Source organism: Chryseobacterium sp. HNCC26DJ240, assembly GCF_057180485.1.
Genome location: NZ_JBXUGK010000002.1, coordinates 483,917 through 499,087, shown reverse-complemented (window position 1 = coordinate 499,087; position 15,171 = coordinate 483,917). Strand labels below are relative to the sequence as shown.

The 15,171-nt window shown below is 36.5% G+C and carries 15 protein-coding genes; 8 read left to right on the top strand and 7 right to left on the bottom strand.

Features of this window, described 5'->3' with window-relative positions; genetic code table 11:
- Positions 1–160: 160 nt before the first annotated feature.
- From AC2A1G_RS05475 to AC2A1G_RS05465, 3 genes are all read left to right on the top strand, one after another.
- Positions 161–559 (top strand): putative signal transducing protein, encoded by a 399-nt coding sequence (locus AC2A1G_RS05475; protein ID WP_484045926.1) that lies wholly within the window; start codon positions 161–163, stop codon positions 557–559.
- 381 nt (positions 560–940) lie between these two features.
- The gene (locus AC2A1G_RS05470; protein WP_484045925.1) at positions 941–1,546 is read left to right on the top strand and encodes a fumarylacetoacetate hydrolase family protein; all 606 of its coding nucleotides are present in this window, start codon (positions 941–943) and stop codon (positions 1,544–1,546) included.
- 63 nt (positions 1,547–1,609) lie between these two features.
- Positions 1,610–2,047: a universal stress protein gene (locus tag AC2A1G_RS05465; protein WP_484045924.1), complete on the top strand. Its 438-nt coding sequence runs from the start codon at positions 1,610–1,612 to the stop codon at positions 2,045–2,047.
- A 65-nt stretch (positions 2,048–2,112) separates the two neighbouring features.
- Here the strand turns inward: AC2A1G_RS05465 and AC2A1G_RS05460 are convergent, their stop codons facing one another.
- Positions 2,113–2,346 (bottom strand): DUF6341 family protein, encoded by a 234-nt coding sequence (locus AC2A1G_RS05460; RefSeq protein WP_484045923.1) that lies wholly within the window; start codon positions 2,344–2,346, stop codon positions 2,113–2,115.
- Between the two features lie 42 nt (positions 2,347–2,388).
- Between AC2A1G_RS05460 and AC2A1G_RS05455 the strand changes: the two genes are divergently transcribed.
- Both AC2A1G_RS05455 and AC2A1G_RS05450 read left to right on the top strand, forming a co-directional pair.
- Positions 2,389–3,294, top strand: coding sequence for a DUF6427 family protein (locus tag AC2A1G_RS05455; RefSeq protein WP_484045922.1), 906 nt, complete (start codon positions 2,389–2,391; stop codon positions 3,292–3,294).
- 144 nt (positions 3,295–3,438) lie between these two features.
- Positions 3,439–4,023 (top strand): DUF3109 family protein, encoded by a 585-nt coding sequence (locus AC2A1G_RS05450; protein ID WP_484045921.1) that lies wholly within the window; start codon positions 3,439–3,441, stop codon positions 4,021–4,023.
- 283 nt (positions 4,024–4,306) lie between these two features.
- Here AC2A1G_RS05450 and AC2A1G_RS05445 read toward each other — a convergent pair whose 3' ends face one another.
- Both AC2A1G_RS05445 and AC2A1G_RS05440 read right to left on the bottom strand, forming a co-directional pair.
- Positions 4,307–7,159: a M16 family metallopeptidase gene (locus tag AC2A1G_RS05445; RefSeq protein ID WP_484045920.1), complete on the bottom strand. Its 2,853-nt coding sequence runs from the start codon at positions 7,157–7,159 to the stop codon at positions 4,307–4,309.
- 182 nt (positions 7,160–7,341) lie between these two features.
- Entirely contained in the window at positions 7,342–8,034 is a 693-nt protein-coding gene (locus AC2A1G_RS05440) for a hypothetical protein (protein WP_484045919.1), read from the bottom strand.
- Positions 8,035–8,205: 171 nt separating this feature from the next.
- On the opposite strand from AC2A1G_RS05440, the gene AC2A1G_RS05435 reads away from it, so the two are divergent.
- The 3 genes from AC2A1G_RS05435 (at position 8,206) to AC2A1G_RS05425 (ending at position 9,489) form a co-directional block, all read left to right on the top strand.
- Positions 8,206–8,733: a hypothetical protein gene (locus AC2A1G_RS05435; RefSeq protein ID WP_484045918.1), complete on the top strand. Its 528-nt coding sequence runs from the start codon at positions 8,206–8,208 to the stop codon at positions 8,731–8,733.
- A gap of 307 nt (positions 8,734–9,040) precedes the next feature.
- Positions 9,041–9,247: a hypothetical protein gene (locus AC2A1G_RS05430; RefSeq protein ID WP_484045917.1), complete on the top strand. Its 207-nt coding sequence runs from the start codon at positions 9,041–9,043 to the stop codon at positions 9,245–9,247.
- A gap of 20 nt (positions 9,248–9,267) precedes the next feature.
- Positions 9,268–9,489 (top strand): hypothetical protein, encoded by a 222-nt coding sequence (locus AC2A1G_RS05425; protein ID WP_484045916.1) that lies wholly within the window; start codon positions 9,268–9,270, stop codon positions 9,487–9,489.
- A 178-nt stretch (positions 9,490–9,667) separates the two neighbouring features.
- Here AC2A1G_RS05425 and AC2A1G_RS05420 read toward each other — a convergent pair whose 3' ends face one another.
- The 4 genes from AC2A1G_RS05420 to AC2A1G_RS05405 form a co-directional block, all read right to left on the bottom strand.
- Entirely contained in the window at positions 9,668–11,002 is a 1,335-nt protein-coding gene (locus AC2A1G_RS05420; RefSeq protein WP_484045915.1) for a trigger factor, read from the bottom strand.
- Between the two features lie 140 nt (positions 11,003–11,142).
- Complete coding sequence (locus AC2A1G_RS05415; RefSeq protein ID WP_484045914.1) at positions 11,143–11,703, bottom strand: hypothetical protein; 561 nt, start codon at positions 11,701–11,703, stop codon at positions 11,143–11,145.
- A 239-nt stretch (positions 11,704–11,942) separates the two neighbouring features.
- Positions 11,943–14,324 carry a TonB-dependent receptor gene (locus tag AC2A1G_RS05410; protein ID WP_484045913.1) on the bottom strand — a complete coding sequence of 794 codons (2,382 nt, stop codon included), beginning with the start codon at positions 14,322–14,324 and terminating at the stop codon, positions 11,943–11,945.
- 462 nt (positions 14,325–14,786) lie between these two features.
- Entirely contained in the window at positions 14,787–15,095 is a 309-nt protein-coding gene (locus AC2A1G_RS05405; protein WP_484045912.1) for a hypothetical protein, read from the bottom strand.
- Positions 15,096–15,171: the final 76 nt, after the last annotated feature.

The window sequence follows — 15,171 nt, the reverse complement described above, 5'->3', positions numbered from 1 at the left end:
TTAAAAGTAAATAGCCACGAATGCACGAATTTTAATTTAATACGTGCATATAAATTTATTCGTGCATTCGTGGCAACAAAATCTGTGCAATCTGTGTGACACAAAACATTCGTGGCACAGAAATCTGTATATTCTGTATGAAACAAAAAATTAAGAAAGAATGAGTGATTTAGTTAAATTCAAATTCTACGAAACTGCTTTGGAAGCTAACCGCGACAAGCAGATTCTTGCAGAAAGCGGTATCAACAGTTTTATTGCCAACGAACAGCTGATTCAGTCGGATTGGTTGCTGTCGCAGGCTGTTGGCGGAATTCAGCTGCAGGTTTTTGAAGAAGATCTTGAAAAAGCCGGACAGGTTTTGAAAGATTACAAGGAAAACGATGAATTTGCACTCGAAGTAGAACATACCATTGAGAATCCAGATTTTGATTTTGTCTGTCCGAAATGTGGCTCAAATCACATTTACAAAGACGACAGCTCGACGAGTTTTTTTGGAATTTCAGTTTTATCGAGTGAAAACTATGTTTGTTATCATTGTGGGAATAAGTTTAAGCAGTGAGAAGATGGAATCGGGATGATGGAAGCTGGGTGTTTAAATGATTGAGAATATTTTTAAGCTAAATGATAGTGATTCTATAAGTTAAAATTCAACCCTAAACCCTGCCAGCGTTTGAAACGCTGGCAGGGTTTCCAAAGAATCTGAATTACAACTAAAAAACAATTATTGAAAAGAAGCCTCATCGTAACTAGCCCCGATTGCAGCGGCATCCTTTTTAGCTTTTAATGAAATTCCGTTTTGGTGAAAAATTTTCTGAAGCAAAAAAGATACAGCGGAAAGCGGGAAAAAGCTCCCAAAAATATGGGCAATGAGTAATTCGTAATGAGTAATAATTGAGGTGAAGTGAGATTGCTTCGTTCCTCGCAATGACAAAAAAATAATATGAAAATAATCTGCATAGGAAGAAATTACAGCGAGCACGCTAAAGAATTGGGAAATGCTGTCCCAGACAAACCTGTAATTTTTATGAAACCAGATACTGCGGTTTTAAAAGGAAATGATTTTTATATTCCCGAGTTTTCCAATGATGTACATTACGAACTTGAAGTGGTAGTAAAAATCTCAAAAGGCGGAAAATACATTCAGAAAGAAGCTGCAAACAAGCATTATGAGGAAATCGCTTTGGGAATTGATTTTACTGCTAGGGATTTGCAAAGTGATCTAAAATCTAAAGGTCTTCCGTGGGAACTGGCAAAAGGTTTCGACGGTTCGGCAGTTGTCGGAAATTTCTTTAAAAAGGAAAATTACAATCTCGAATCTTTGAATTTTTCACTTTTAAAGAACAAAGAGAAAGTTCAGGATGGAAATTCAAAAGACATGATTTTTACGGTTGACGATATTATTGCTTTTGTTTCCCAATACTTCACGCTGAGAGTTGGAGACCTTATTTTCACGGGAACTCCGGCAGGTGTGGGCAAAGTTTCTGAGAACGATATTTTGGAAGCTTATCTGGAAGATGAGAAAGTTTTAGACCTCAGAATTCTTTAAAATTTCGTTTTCGGCATTATTTTTTGTATCTTTAAAATAACCAAAACCTAAAAAATTAAAGTTATGATCAATATTGTATTGCCCGTAGATTTCGGAGATAAGACAGAATATTTGATAGAAGGAGCAATAAAATTTGCTAAACAGCTAAATGCAAAAATCAATCTGATTCACGTTGCCCCAATGGAAATTGGTTTTGCAATCGGCGACATGGGTTACCAATATTTTCCGGAGGTCGAGGAAAACGAAATAAGAGAAGAACTGGTACTTCTGAACAAAATAAACCAGAGAATTCTTTCTCAGGATGTAGAATGTGAGCATCTTCTGAAACAAGGTGTTGCCAAAGATATTATTCTGGAATATGCGGACACCAAAAATGCCGACTACATCGTAATGGGCTCCCACGGCAGAAGCGGAATTTATGATGTTTTTGTAGGGAGTCTAACGAAAGGAATTACTAAAGATTCTAAAATTCCTGTTTTGGTATTGCCAATACATGAATAAAAGTATAAACGTAAAAAGACCGATCAAAAAATATTTGACCGGTCTTTTTCTATATAACCAATTAATTAACCTTCTTTTTTGTAGATCGTTGGATCGTAGTAAGGATGCTTGCCTTCTGTAGGAGAATAATATTCTTTGTCTTTATCGCCGCCCAAAGTTACTACCAAAACGTAGCACCAATATGTGAAAAGCACACAGCAAACGAAGAATAGAACCCAGTTTAAAACGTTTCCGAATGTATCGTAAAAACCGAATGTGCTTCTGAAAACTTTACTTAAGAATAGAAAGAAAGACGTCATTATTTTCCTTTTTTAAATTAACTTTGCACAAATTTATAAAAAATGTTTAGATTACTTTCAAAAGAAAGCAATATTTTTTCAATTCCTGTTTACATTGGTTTTCTTCTTTTAATCGTAATCATATTTAATATTCTTGATTTCAGCACATTAGGCGCTATCACTACGGCTGTCACATTTTTGGGTATTGCCCTTGCTTATTTTTGTTTTAACAGCATTGCACTTAATTATCATACCCATTTACCACTTCTTCTCTACACTTTTTTTATTTTCGGGCTTTATCCCGGTCATGTAGATCTCGGTGTTGCAGTGGCTTTGCTTACCAATTCTTTTCTTCTGCTTTTATTGACAAGTACCAACGAAGACCTTCGAAAAAAATCTTATGTTTTGGTAGGAGCTATTATTTCACTGAACTTTATTTTTCTTCCAACGACGTGGCCAATGGCTGTTTTTGTTCTGATCCATGTGATTGCGACTTCTGAACGTATTGGTTTAAATATATTCAGATTTCTACTCGGTGTTTTACTCATTTCTTTAAGTTATTTTTCGGTTGCTTATTTCTTAAATCTCAGAGAATGGAATGAAATTTATTTTCCTTTTGGTAAATTATGGATCATTAAAGATTTCACTGTATTTATTCCGTTAATTCCCATTGCTTTAATGCTGATCTATGCAGTTTATGACCATTTTAAATATTATAATCAGAAAAGTCCGATAAGCCGTTATAAATATACCTTTTTGCTTGTATTTTCATTGGCACAGCTCGTTACTGTAATTTTATATATGAATAAGAATTATGAATACCTTTTGCTGCTTGCATTTCCGGTAACGATTATTCTGAGCAGGATGCTGAGATTTATGCCTAAATACTGGATGAAGGAAGTGAGTTTGTGGATTATTATCGTCAGTCTCGTTTCTTACAGAGTTTTGCTACAGTTTGATTTAATTTAAATTTAAAATTGATTCATAACGTAATTTCAATATAACAAAGACTGGTTCTAAACTAGTCTGTCCTCTTTCTTTCAAACGTTTCTTTTGATACTTTTGCAGTTGAAAAGAAGCTTTGATTTTTTCACATTTACTTAATAAAAGATTATGATTCAAATAGATGATAAACTGATCTCTGAAGATATTTTTTCTGAAGAATTCGTTTGTAACCTGAGCAAATGCAAAGGTGCATGCTGTGTGGAAGGCGATGTGGGAGCTCCTTTAGACAAAGATGAGCTGGAAATCTTAGACCGCATTTACGATAAAGTGAAACCCTACCTTACTGCTGAAGGCGTAAAAGCTCTCGACGAACAAGGCACCTGGACAACCGATCCTATGGATGGAATGTATGTTACCCCAATGGTCGAAAACCGCGAATGTGCCTACGTAACTTTCGACGAAAGGGGCATCACAAAATGCGGAATTGAAAAAGCGTATGAAGATGGTGCCGTTGACTGGCAAAAACCTATTTCATGTCACCTCTACCCTATCAGAATTACGGAATATTCTACTTTTTCAGCCTTAAATTACCATGAATGGAACGTTTGCAGTGACGCCTGTACTTTAGGAAAAGAACTTCAGGTTCCTGTTTATAAATTCCTGAAAACTCCGTTGACGAGAAAGTATGGAGAAGATTTTTACACGACCTTGAGCGATGTTGCCGAGGAGTGGAAGAAGGAGTATGGAGGGTGATTGTGTGGGAGAGTTTTAGGGTTGGAGAGTTTGAGTGATTTAGTAGTATGGTAGGTAAAATGTGATTTCGGAATATAGAAACCTTCAAGGTTTTTGAAACTTTGAAGGTTTAGAAAGGAATAAGTGATCTTTGTTAGGTTACCGGTTAAACCCTTATCAATAAGCTTTTGGAACAATTTCACCAACTATTTTTAGCCCACCTTGAGCCTCTCAGAATATTTATAAAACAAAACCACCGCAGAAAATTTCTGCGGTGGTTTTTTCATTTATAATCGGACAAAAATTATTTTGCTACCGTTGCCTTTACAGCTGCTGGCGCGTCTGCTTTTGGCGCATTTTGCCATCCATCTTCAGGCATCAGGGTTGCTACAATTCTGTTTTTGGTCAGGTATTTTTTAGCAACATCCTGAAGGTCTTTCACAGTAAGAGCTTTTACTTTTTCCGTGTAGTTCAGAATTTCGTATTTGTCGGTTCCGTCTAGTTGATTCTTAGTCAGATTATTCATCCAATACATATTATCACGCATATTGGTTTTGTCATCGTTGTACTCTCCTTCTTTGTACTTATCAAGATCCTTTTGTTCAGGTCCTTTATCGATCAGTTTCTGAAGTTCTGCAATAGCGATTTTAGTAAGCTTGTCTGCATTTTCAGGACCACAAGGGAAACTTACACTGAAAGAATAACTGTTGAATGGTATCTTATTCATTCCACCTCTTGCGCCTCCACCGTAGATTCCACCTTCATCTTCTCTTAGTTTTTCTACAACTTTTATGGTTGCTACTTCACCTAAAGCTTCCAAAGCTATAGCTTCCTTTTCATTGTAAGGCGCTTCACCAGCGTAAGAAATTGTCACCATACTCTTAGGATCTTTTCCTTTTTTGTAGGTTTTAGAATAATCTCCTACCATTTGTCTGTAGCCTGTATCTTTGAAGTTTCCGGTTTTTCCAGTTGAAGGTAAACTTGCGATGTACTGCAATACTTCATTTTTAAATTTAGCCTCATCAATATTTCCTACAAAATAGAAATGGAAATTCCCTGCATTGGCAAATTTTTCTTTGTAAACATCATACGCTCTTTTGTAGTCAGTAGCTGCCCAGTCTTTTTCCATCGGGATAATTCCGATAAATCTTGGGTTTTTCTGATTCATAAACTTCGCATGCTCACTTGAGAAATAGAATTGCGGATTAGACATCATATTATCCAGCATCGCAGATTGCTTTACTTTATAAGCATTGAATGCCTCAGGACTGTAATTTAAACCTGTAAAATAAGCATACAACAACTCCATCGCTGAGCCTAAATCTTTTTGGTTTGTTCTACCACTAACTCCCTCGAACAATGGCCCAACAAATGTGTTAACACTTGCCTGTTTTCCTGCAAGATAATTGGTAAGATCAGCTTTGGAAAGACCGTTTACACCCGCTTCAGATAACGCTGAATAAGCAAACTGAGTCTTATTATAATCTGCATCACTCAATAAAGAACTTCCTCCTAAACTTCTTGCAGAGAATACGATTTCGTCGTCTTTAAAGTCAGTTTTCTTGAAAGTTACTTTTGCTCCGTTACTCAATGTCCATGTAGTAGTTCCTAATTTTGCATCGGTTTCAGTTTTAGCAATTTTACCTTCAGATTTGAAAGGTTTAACTAAATTTTTAATCGCTGCTTTCTCTTCATAAGGTTTCAGATCAGCCATTTTCACATCGTCAAAAGCCTTTAAAACAGCAGCTTCTGTCGGCATTACTACGTTATCCTTTTTGGGGCCCGTCACTACAATCACACGGCTGTCATCTTTTACCATTTGCTTCATTACATCATTGGTCTGAGCCAAAGTAACGCCCGGTAAAAACTTCTTGGTATCTTCATATTCCCAGGCAATTCCAGGCATTGGTTCCTGCTCAAGGAAGTTTCTTACGTATTCGTCTACCAAAACATCACTTTCGGTTTTGTCACGGTTGTTGTAAGACCTTTCCATATTAGACATGATCTGAGCTTTTGCTCTGTCTAATTCTCCCTGAGTAAACCCAAATCTTTTTGCTCTTTCTGTTTCTTCCAGAAGAACTTTCAAAGCACTCACCTGTGTACCTTCTTTTACCATCGCAAAACCTTGTAAAGCTTCTTTGGTTCTTGCATAAGTTCCGCCATGATAAACAGATCCGAATGTGAAAGGAGGATTATTTGAATTGATTAATTCTCTCAATCTGTTGTTGAGCATTGTAGTTGCTAAATTCTCAACAAGACTCTGGTTATACTGCTCTACAGTAACATCCGGCTGATAAGAACCAGAATCTTTCATCATAAACTGAACCATAGAGTTGGTTGCATCAGGGTCAGTTTCAATAGCAACTAAAGTTTCTTTGTGACTTGGAAGATCAAAAACTTTTCTTTCTCTTGGTTTAGAAGGATTTTTGTATTTACCGAAATTCTCCTTCACTTTCTTTTCAACCTCATCTACATTGATGTCTCCTACCACTACAATCGCCATCAGATCTGGTCTGTACCAGTCTTTGTGGAACTGTCTGATTACATCCGGCTTGAAGTTCTGAAGAACATCTTTTGTCCCGATTGGAAGTCTGTTGGCGTACTGAGACTTGTACAACATCTTAGGAAGGTATTTGTCAGACATTCTTTTGTCTGCCCCTAAACCCAATCTTAATTCTTCCAAAACAACGCCTCTTTCTTTATTGATCTGCTCATCGGTAAGGGTTGCGTTGAAAGCCCAGTCTTCCATTACTTTTAAACCTGAATCAAGATTTCCCGGCTTGTCTAATGGTACCGGAAGCATGTAAACCGTTTCGTCGAAACTTGTGTAAGCATTCAAGTGCTGTCCGAATTTTACACCGATTGACTGTAGAAAATCTACCAGTTTGTTATCCGGAAAATTTTTGGTTCCGTTGAAGTTCATGTGCTCCATAAAGTGAGCAAGACCTCTTTGGTTTTCGTCTTCAAGAATAGATCCGGCATTGATTGCCAGTCTGAAGTCTACTTTTTTCTCCGGTAAAGTGTTTTTTTTGATGTAATACTTCATTCCGTTCGGAAGAGTACCCGTTTTCACAGAAGGATCCATCGGGATATTCTGTGCAAAAGACATAGACGACATTAGAACAACTGCCGCTACGGACGATAAAATTTTTCTCATGTTTTGATTTTTAATTCTCGTTTTGTTTAACGCGATAAAATTAAAAAAATTATTCACGCGTAAAAGAAAATTAGAATCTGGTATGAGTTAAAATATAGTTAAATAAAAAACCGGAAACAACTTCCGGTTCAGTATTATAATTTATAATGATTTAAATGAAAGTTTAAGCCTTATAAATACGATCATTCAATTTTAAAATCGGCATCAGAAACACCTGAATTCAGAGTAATTTTTGTGGTTTTGATAGAAATTGTTTGTCCTTTACTTTCCGCTTCCACTAATTCCGGAAATTTGATTCCCTCAAAAGTCATGTAACTTTTAACTGTAGAATTACTGCCTCCGTTGATTTCGGATTTATAAAGAAGACCGGTGGCGGCATCAAAGAAATATCTGCCTTTCGGTGAAGTAAGAACATGGTAGTTTTTACCATCTACCTGTTCTGATGTAACTCCTGTAAAGGTAGACGCTTCATAATTCAGAGCATCCAGCATTCTTTTAGTTTTAAGATCGGATATCGTCATGGCTGGAATTTCCGTTTTCATTCCTTTCTGTTCCAAAATTCCTTTTTTACCATCAAAAACCTGACTCACCTTAGTTCCCATGATATCCTGAACTGAGTTGAATTTATTTCCCATTTTCTTTGTGGTCATCTTTACCTCCGCATTTGGTGCAGACATGGTATTCTCAATAATGATGGTCTTCACAGATTCAAGTTTAGCTCTGCCACCCAATGCTGTAAGATAATTATCTATAACCTTTTTAGCGGTCATTTGAGAACTTGCAGATGATTCTCCTGATGTAGAAGTCATCGTCTGTGCTGAAAATGGCTCAGAAAGTGTGAGAATCAATATAAATGGAAGAATTATTTTTTTCATTTTAAATAAAATTTTGAGCAGTAAAGATAGGAAATTTGAATTACCGAAAAGAAACGGTTTATAGCCCATCAGACAATTATTCAGCAAGTCAAATCCTTATTGCACCCATTCTTCATTTTTTCAGCTAATCTTATTTCTATATTTGATTATCGTAAATTAAATTGAAATAAGATGCTGAAATCAAAAAACTATCTGTTGCTTGTTACTCTTTTATTCTCTGTCTTCCTGCATGCTCAGGCTTCCGGAAGTGCAGATTTTAAATTTAAAGTAAAGTTTGAAAAAGACATCCCTGTAGACAAAATTGAAGTTTTACATTTCAGGAACGGTGGCAATTATTTTGAAAAAATAATCCTTAAACGAAACATCACCGCCAATGAAATTGAATTTTCCGGAAGAAATCATTATATCGTTGGGGCTCAGTTTCCCTTAATTGTATTTAGCTTTAGAGAAAGAAAGAATGATTATTACGAGCCTGAAAAAAAGATTGAAACGCTGAATTTCTTTTATCTTAAAATTGCAAGAGATAAGATTGGAGACATCGATAAAGAAATCAGATTTACCCGTCAGTTTTTGGCACTGACGTTGGATTACAAATATATAAAGGAGAAAATTTTGTATAGCATTGCAGCAAAAGAATCAGATTATCTGCAGAACGAGATTCCTGTACTCAGTGAGCTGGTAAAAGTGGATGAAAATTAAGCGTAACATTGTGGTTTACTAAAAAACAGCAAAACCCTACAACGCGGATTTGAACTGCGACTGTATGGACTAAGCAAAGATATTAAATTTGTACTATCGAAGTTTTGGATTTGTAGATTGGTTTTGGGATACTTGGCGGGATAGGTTTTCTGTTCCTGGTGTAAATTTAAATTTCCTGTATCTGTTTATTTGAGTATTTTTATTGAAAATATAGTTCGGATTGACGAAATGCGTGAAGATGAATGTTAGCTGCAATTATGTTACTACATTATTGACGAAATTTAATCATTTGACATCAAAATAAAATATGAGTAGGGCAGATATTGATTATAAAGATAAAGGATTTGTAACATCAGATTTATTTATTCAACTGGCATTGTTTTACATAAATGAAGAGTTAAAAGATGATAAATATACTTTTTCCGAAAAGAATTCACTCCTAAAGTATAATGAGGAAGTGATAAATGGAGTATTTGCGGGATGGTTTACTTTTTTTTGGGATTCATACTTCTAAATTTAAAAGATGAACAAACAATGATTCAAATTTTGGAAAATGTAAAATCCGCAATAAGAATTAAAGGGGATTTTATTTCAGTAGAAGAATTGCAATCAATACCAACAAAAGACGGAGATTTTAAATTACTATATCGTAGACCATTTCCCACAACAGAATTAATTAGAATTTTTAATGCATTATCAGAATTACTTAAAGGAACTTGGCAATATGAAAATTATGAAATGGAAATTGAATATTGATAATAATAACTTATAACACCAAATTATAACTGCCGCTAACAAGGGCTTTGCGATAGTGGGGCGAAACTGCAAAGTTCAACAGTAGTTCTTCGGTTCAACTTTTGTGAAAAAAGGATGACGAACACAAACAACAAAACCCACCAAAGCGGTGGGTTTTGATATATTTAGAGAGAGAAAATTACTTCTTCAATTCTTCCAAAAACTCGTCGTGAGAGATGGCAGTTTCTTTTTTGGTAGCTTTTTCAAGGATAACGTCTTTCAACTTAGCCATAGCAACTTCAGAAGATAACTGTCTTACCTGCTCTTGATCTTTCAACATTTCAGCAGCATATTTCTGGATCTCCTCGTCACCTAAGTGGTGGATTCCGTAGATTGCCAACTGGTTTCTTACCAACTGCTCAGCCTGACCTAAAACATCTGTATAATCAATCTGAACTTCATTTTCAGACATTAATTTACCTTCGATGATCTGGTATTTTAACTGACTTTTTTCTGCTTCAAGAATTTCTTTTGCCTGCTCTTCAGACTGGATGTTCTGGTTTGAGTATACCAACCATTTAGTTAAGAAAGCTTCAGGAAGTTTCACTTCTTCTTTTTCTGTAACCTGCTCCAACACTTTGTTTACGAAGTGTACGTCTGCATTCTGCTGGAAATATTCGTCTAATTCAGTTTTTACTTTATCTTTAAGCTCTTCTTCAGATTTAATAGTATCTGCACCATAAACTTTATCAAAAAGCTCCTGGTTTAATTCAGCCAATTTCAAGCTGTAGAAATCTTTTACCTTTACCTCAACTTCTGCGTGGTGCAAGTGCTCAGCTTCTTCTTTTGAGAAACCTAATTCTTTTGCAAGCTCTTCGTTTTCAGCTAAAGTTTCTTTAGATACTTTCACAGACTCGTCCATTTTCAAAGACTTGATCAGTTTGAAAGCTTCTTTGTTTTCAGCATTGATTACTGCATTTTTCGGAGCGTGGTTGTGCTCACCTTCCGCACCTTCTTCCACTACCTGAGAAATCTCCAAAGCTACGTAAGAATCTTTAGTGATTTTTTCCTGAGGCTCCTGCTCTGCGAAACGCTTCTGCATATTTTCGATACTCTTGCTGATTTCTTTATCTGAAGCTTCCACTTTGTAGTGAGGTGCTTCATATTTAGCAAGATCGATAGAGAATTCAGGCTCGAAACCAACTTCAAAAGCCACCTCGATTTTCTCTGCATTGTGGTTGAATTCGTTTACCGGCTGAGGAACTGGCTGACCTACCAATCTCAGTTTGTTTTCGTTTACGTAGTTATTAAGAGCATCAGAAACCTGCTTGTTGATTTCGTCAAAAGCAATTCCTGCTTCATATTGTCTTTTCACCATGCTCAAAGGCACTTTCCCTTTTCTGAATCCAGGAACCTGTGCATTTTTAGCATAGTTCATCAACTGCTTTTCTACTTTATCTTTGTAGTCAGATTTTTCTAATGTAACAGTAAGCAATGCACTTACATCATCATGATTTTGAGCTGTAACGTTCATTATCGATTAAAATTTTAGGTTGCAAAAATATGAATTTTTTATTAAAACAAGCGATTCGTTTTGTTATAATACGTTAAAATAAAAAAGACATTACCGAAATAATGTCTTTTTGTGATATTAAAATAGATGTGAATTAGATTTTAGTGTGCATCAACCGTGATATCCACATCGCTTTCTCCTCCCTGAGTTTGACCCAACTGGTTGGTAGCTGAAGGATAATTCTGGTTTACCGCTGTTGGCCCATGAATCAATTTGATGTTCATTTTCCCTGTTGTCTGTGTAGAATTGATTTTCCATTCAGATTTCAAACCTAATTTTTGTCCGTCTGTTCTTACGACATCATTTGAAGCTCTCATCACCACGATGTCAGCATTTGCCGGAGCGAAAGTGATGAAGTGATGGTCTTTTTCTTCCACAATTTCTTCGGAAGAATGGTAATGATCGTCATGTTTGATCTGGAAATCCAGTTCAGCAAGATAAGTATCTCCTGCATGCAAATGTAAATGTGCATCAGCAACACCTGAAATTACATTGACGGTTTGTACATCAGCAGCATCAGCTTTATTGGTCAGTTTTAAAACCACTTTTCCGATCTCGTCGTGCTCGTGAACATCTTCAGGAACAGCGTCGTCGTCGTTTCTACAAGAGAAGATGAATAATGCTGCGAATAAAACCAGTGTAATGTTGAATATTTTTTTCATTTTAAATTTAATTTTAAGTTTTAATAATTTGTTTAAATTTTAATTAATTGTAAGTAACGCTTCGACAAGCTCATCTAAATTTCACTAGCTTGTCTGAATTTCATCAAAATTAATTTCCCCGTCCCTAAAGGGAGTAATTTTGATGAAATTTTCAAGGCATTTTTCCTCCCTTAAGGGGTCGGGGTCAAGAAAAATGATTTGAAAATTTGATACGAATCCTTTTTAATAATCTCAGATAATTAGAAACTGTATTTCAGAGTAACCACGAAATTCCTTCCCGATTCAAACATATAATATCTGAGGCGGTTGAGATATTCGCGGTAATCTGTGTTGAAGATATTGTTGATTCTGAAGTTTAAATTCAGATTTTTAACCACGTCTGCTCCCACCGAAGCATGGAAAAGGCTGAAAGCCGCCGGCGTAGAGCTGAAATCTACAATTTCATTTCTTTCCACACCATCTTTTATAAACGATACCGGAAGATTTCTGATCGGGAAACGGTTTTGCTTAGCCGTATTTTCGTTTTCCAGACTGACATAGAAATTTTTAGGTTGGTTTAAATTGATTTGAATTGAATTTCTCAGTTTCGCAGGCGTCATCAAAATCAGAGGTTCATTATTTGAAAGATCGTCACCTCTCAGAATGCTGAATCCTGATTTCCATTTCAGCTGATCCGTAATTGCCAATTCCGCATCAGCATCAACTCCGAAAATCCTCGCTTTGATCTGCTGATAAGACCAGACAGGAAATACACCTCTGTTGGTATTCAAAATACCTGTCGGGATTTGGTTTACAAAATTATCAGATACCATCAGATACGGACTTGCTTCGATGTGAAGACCTTTCAGAACATTAAACTGTGCAGCAACAGAAAGATTGACATTGTAAACCGTTTCTTTCTGAATATTTAGATTTCCTTCTTCCATCACAGCCGCCGAATGATGCAGTCCATCTGAGAAAAGCTCTGCCGGATTGGGCGTTCTTTCTGCTCTTGAAAGATTTAGTTTTAATTCTAAATTTTCAAGCGGCTTATAATTTAAACCAAGATTTGCCGAGAAATTATGATAATCGAGAATCGGTCTCGTCAAAGTTCTGCTTCCTGATTCGCTCACTTCAAACTGAGGGAAAGTGTCTGCATAATTGGCTTCCCATTTGTCTGAATCATAATATTTATAGGCATCATATCTGCTGAAATCGTATCTCACGGCCGCTTCGGCATTTAATTTTGAATTAAATCTGTATTTAAAAACCGAGAAAGCACCGGCATCATATCGATAATAATCAGGAATCAGACGCCTCGCTTTGGTTGCCGGATTCGGATAATTATCCTGAAAAGTTCCTGAAATACCGCTTTCCAGACTCCAGTTTGCTCTTTCCAGAAGATGAACCAGACTTGCAGAATGCGTGATTAATCTTAAATCCATAGCTGGAAGATTGCTCAGTTCGCCTCTTCTGATGTCATACTCTTTTCTTCTGTTCAGCTGAAAACTGTACTGGAAAGTCAGCTTCCCAAAATCAGCAAATCTTCTGTAAGCAGAAAGTTTGGCAATGTGATGCGCCACTTCCTGCTTCGGATTGTCAATATCATAAGTAAAGTTATCTAAATAATAAGACTGCCCGAAATTCACTGCATTGTAAAAATCTTCGGGGCTCGCCAAATGCGCACCCGTGTAAATCCCGAATTCCTGATTGATTCCGCTGTACGACACATCAAATCCCTGCAGAAAACTGTGCTTCCCGAATGAAAAATTGAATGAATTAAATTCCTGTCCGGTGTTCTGCAAAGTATAGTGCGGCATGTACAGATCGCCCGTTTTTCTGTATGAACCGCCCGTTTTTACAAACCATTGGTTCTTCCATGCTTTTGCGACATTGGCACCAATCTCACCTCCTTTACCATTGGAAATTCCTGAAAGTCTCAGGCTTCCCATGATGGTATCTTTTTTAGGTAAAACTGAAGGTTCCAAAACGACAACACCGCCTACGCCTTCATTTCCATACTTCAAGGCGGATGCACCTTTGATGACATCAATGTGTTCAAAATCGTTCACATCAATGTTTGGAGCATGCTCTACTCCCCACTCCTGCTCGGCCATTTTCACACCGTTGTTGATGATGGAAATCCGGCTTCCGTAAAGTCCGCGGATAACGGGTTTTGTGATATTATTTCCCGTTTTTAGTGAGGAAACTCCGGAAATTCTGGATAAAAGATTTCCCAGATTTTCTGTGGAATTTCTTTCGATTTCAGACTTATCCAAAGTCGTCATGATGACAGAACCTTTTGTTTTGTGGCTTCCGTGGATAGTTACAGTCTGGATTTCTCCCACGTGATGCTCTAATGTTATTGCCAGATGCAAATCTCTGTCGACTCCCACATTTTCAGTATAATCATCGCAGAGTGGATGTCTGGCTACGAGCTTATAATTTCCGGCAGGAATATTCGGAAAGGAAAACTGACCGTTATTATCGGTTTTTGTTTTAAATTCTCCGATTTCCACCACGGCATTATCGAGCATGGTTTTGTCGTGAAAATCCTGAACAGTTCCCTGCACTGTATATTTCTGCGCAGATACCAATGCCAGTCCAAAAAAGACCAGCATTAGATTTATAATGTTTTTCATTATTTTTTGTAAAATGTAAAAAGTACAGTGTACTTAATTGAAATTTGAATTAAATTAAAACATGTTTTGTAACAGCGAATTGCATGCAGCCCGACTTGAACGGAGCTCTTTTTGTTATTGCGATTTTACAACAGCTCAACAATTTTACCACGTTGTTCGCAATAACAAAAAAGCGGGAGTGGAAGGCGGAAATAGCTGCCCCAATCATCATTATTACACCGACATTTCGGAGCTTCGTACCTTATTGATGAGGAACGCGAACTCTTTTCTACCAAAATTTCTAAGCTTCGCTTCTTTTTTATGCTGCTTTTGCTAAATGCTGACGTAGGAATTTCTAAAATGTGATTTGCAATTTTGACATTACAGTTCTACGATTTCGAAACTTTTGTGTTACAAAAAAATGGATTTAATTAATTCAGGAAAGATTCCTCAAAACTCTTATGAATATTGAGAAAAATAGAATTATGAAATTGCGGGAGGTCCCCGAAGTTGAAAGGTAAATTTAGTTTGTGACCATATTTTTTCCTGTACTGCTAAAATCTGCTCTGCTTCATGCGTATGTTTGATCAAAGTGAAACTAAATTCCTGCGGTAAAACGGTATTTCCCGTGGCTAAAAAGTGACACGCGAGACAGTCGCCGGCTTTTTCTTTGGCTTCTGTTTTGGAAATGGAATTTTCTGATTTTTTGAAGTTGAAACCTGCAAAAACATCTGAAGACTCATGACTGTGAAAGCTTGAAGAAAACAGCGCAAAAAAGTATATCCCAAACATCAGTTTGGAGATAAAGCTCTTGAGTTGTCTGCTTTCCTTAAAAATCATCGCACAAAAATAAGGATAATATTTTAGA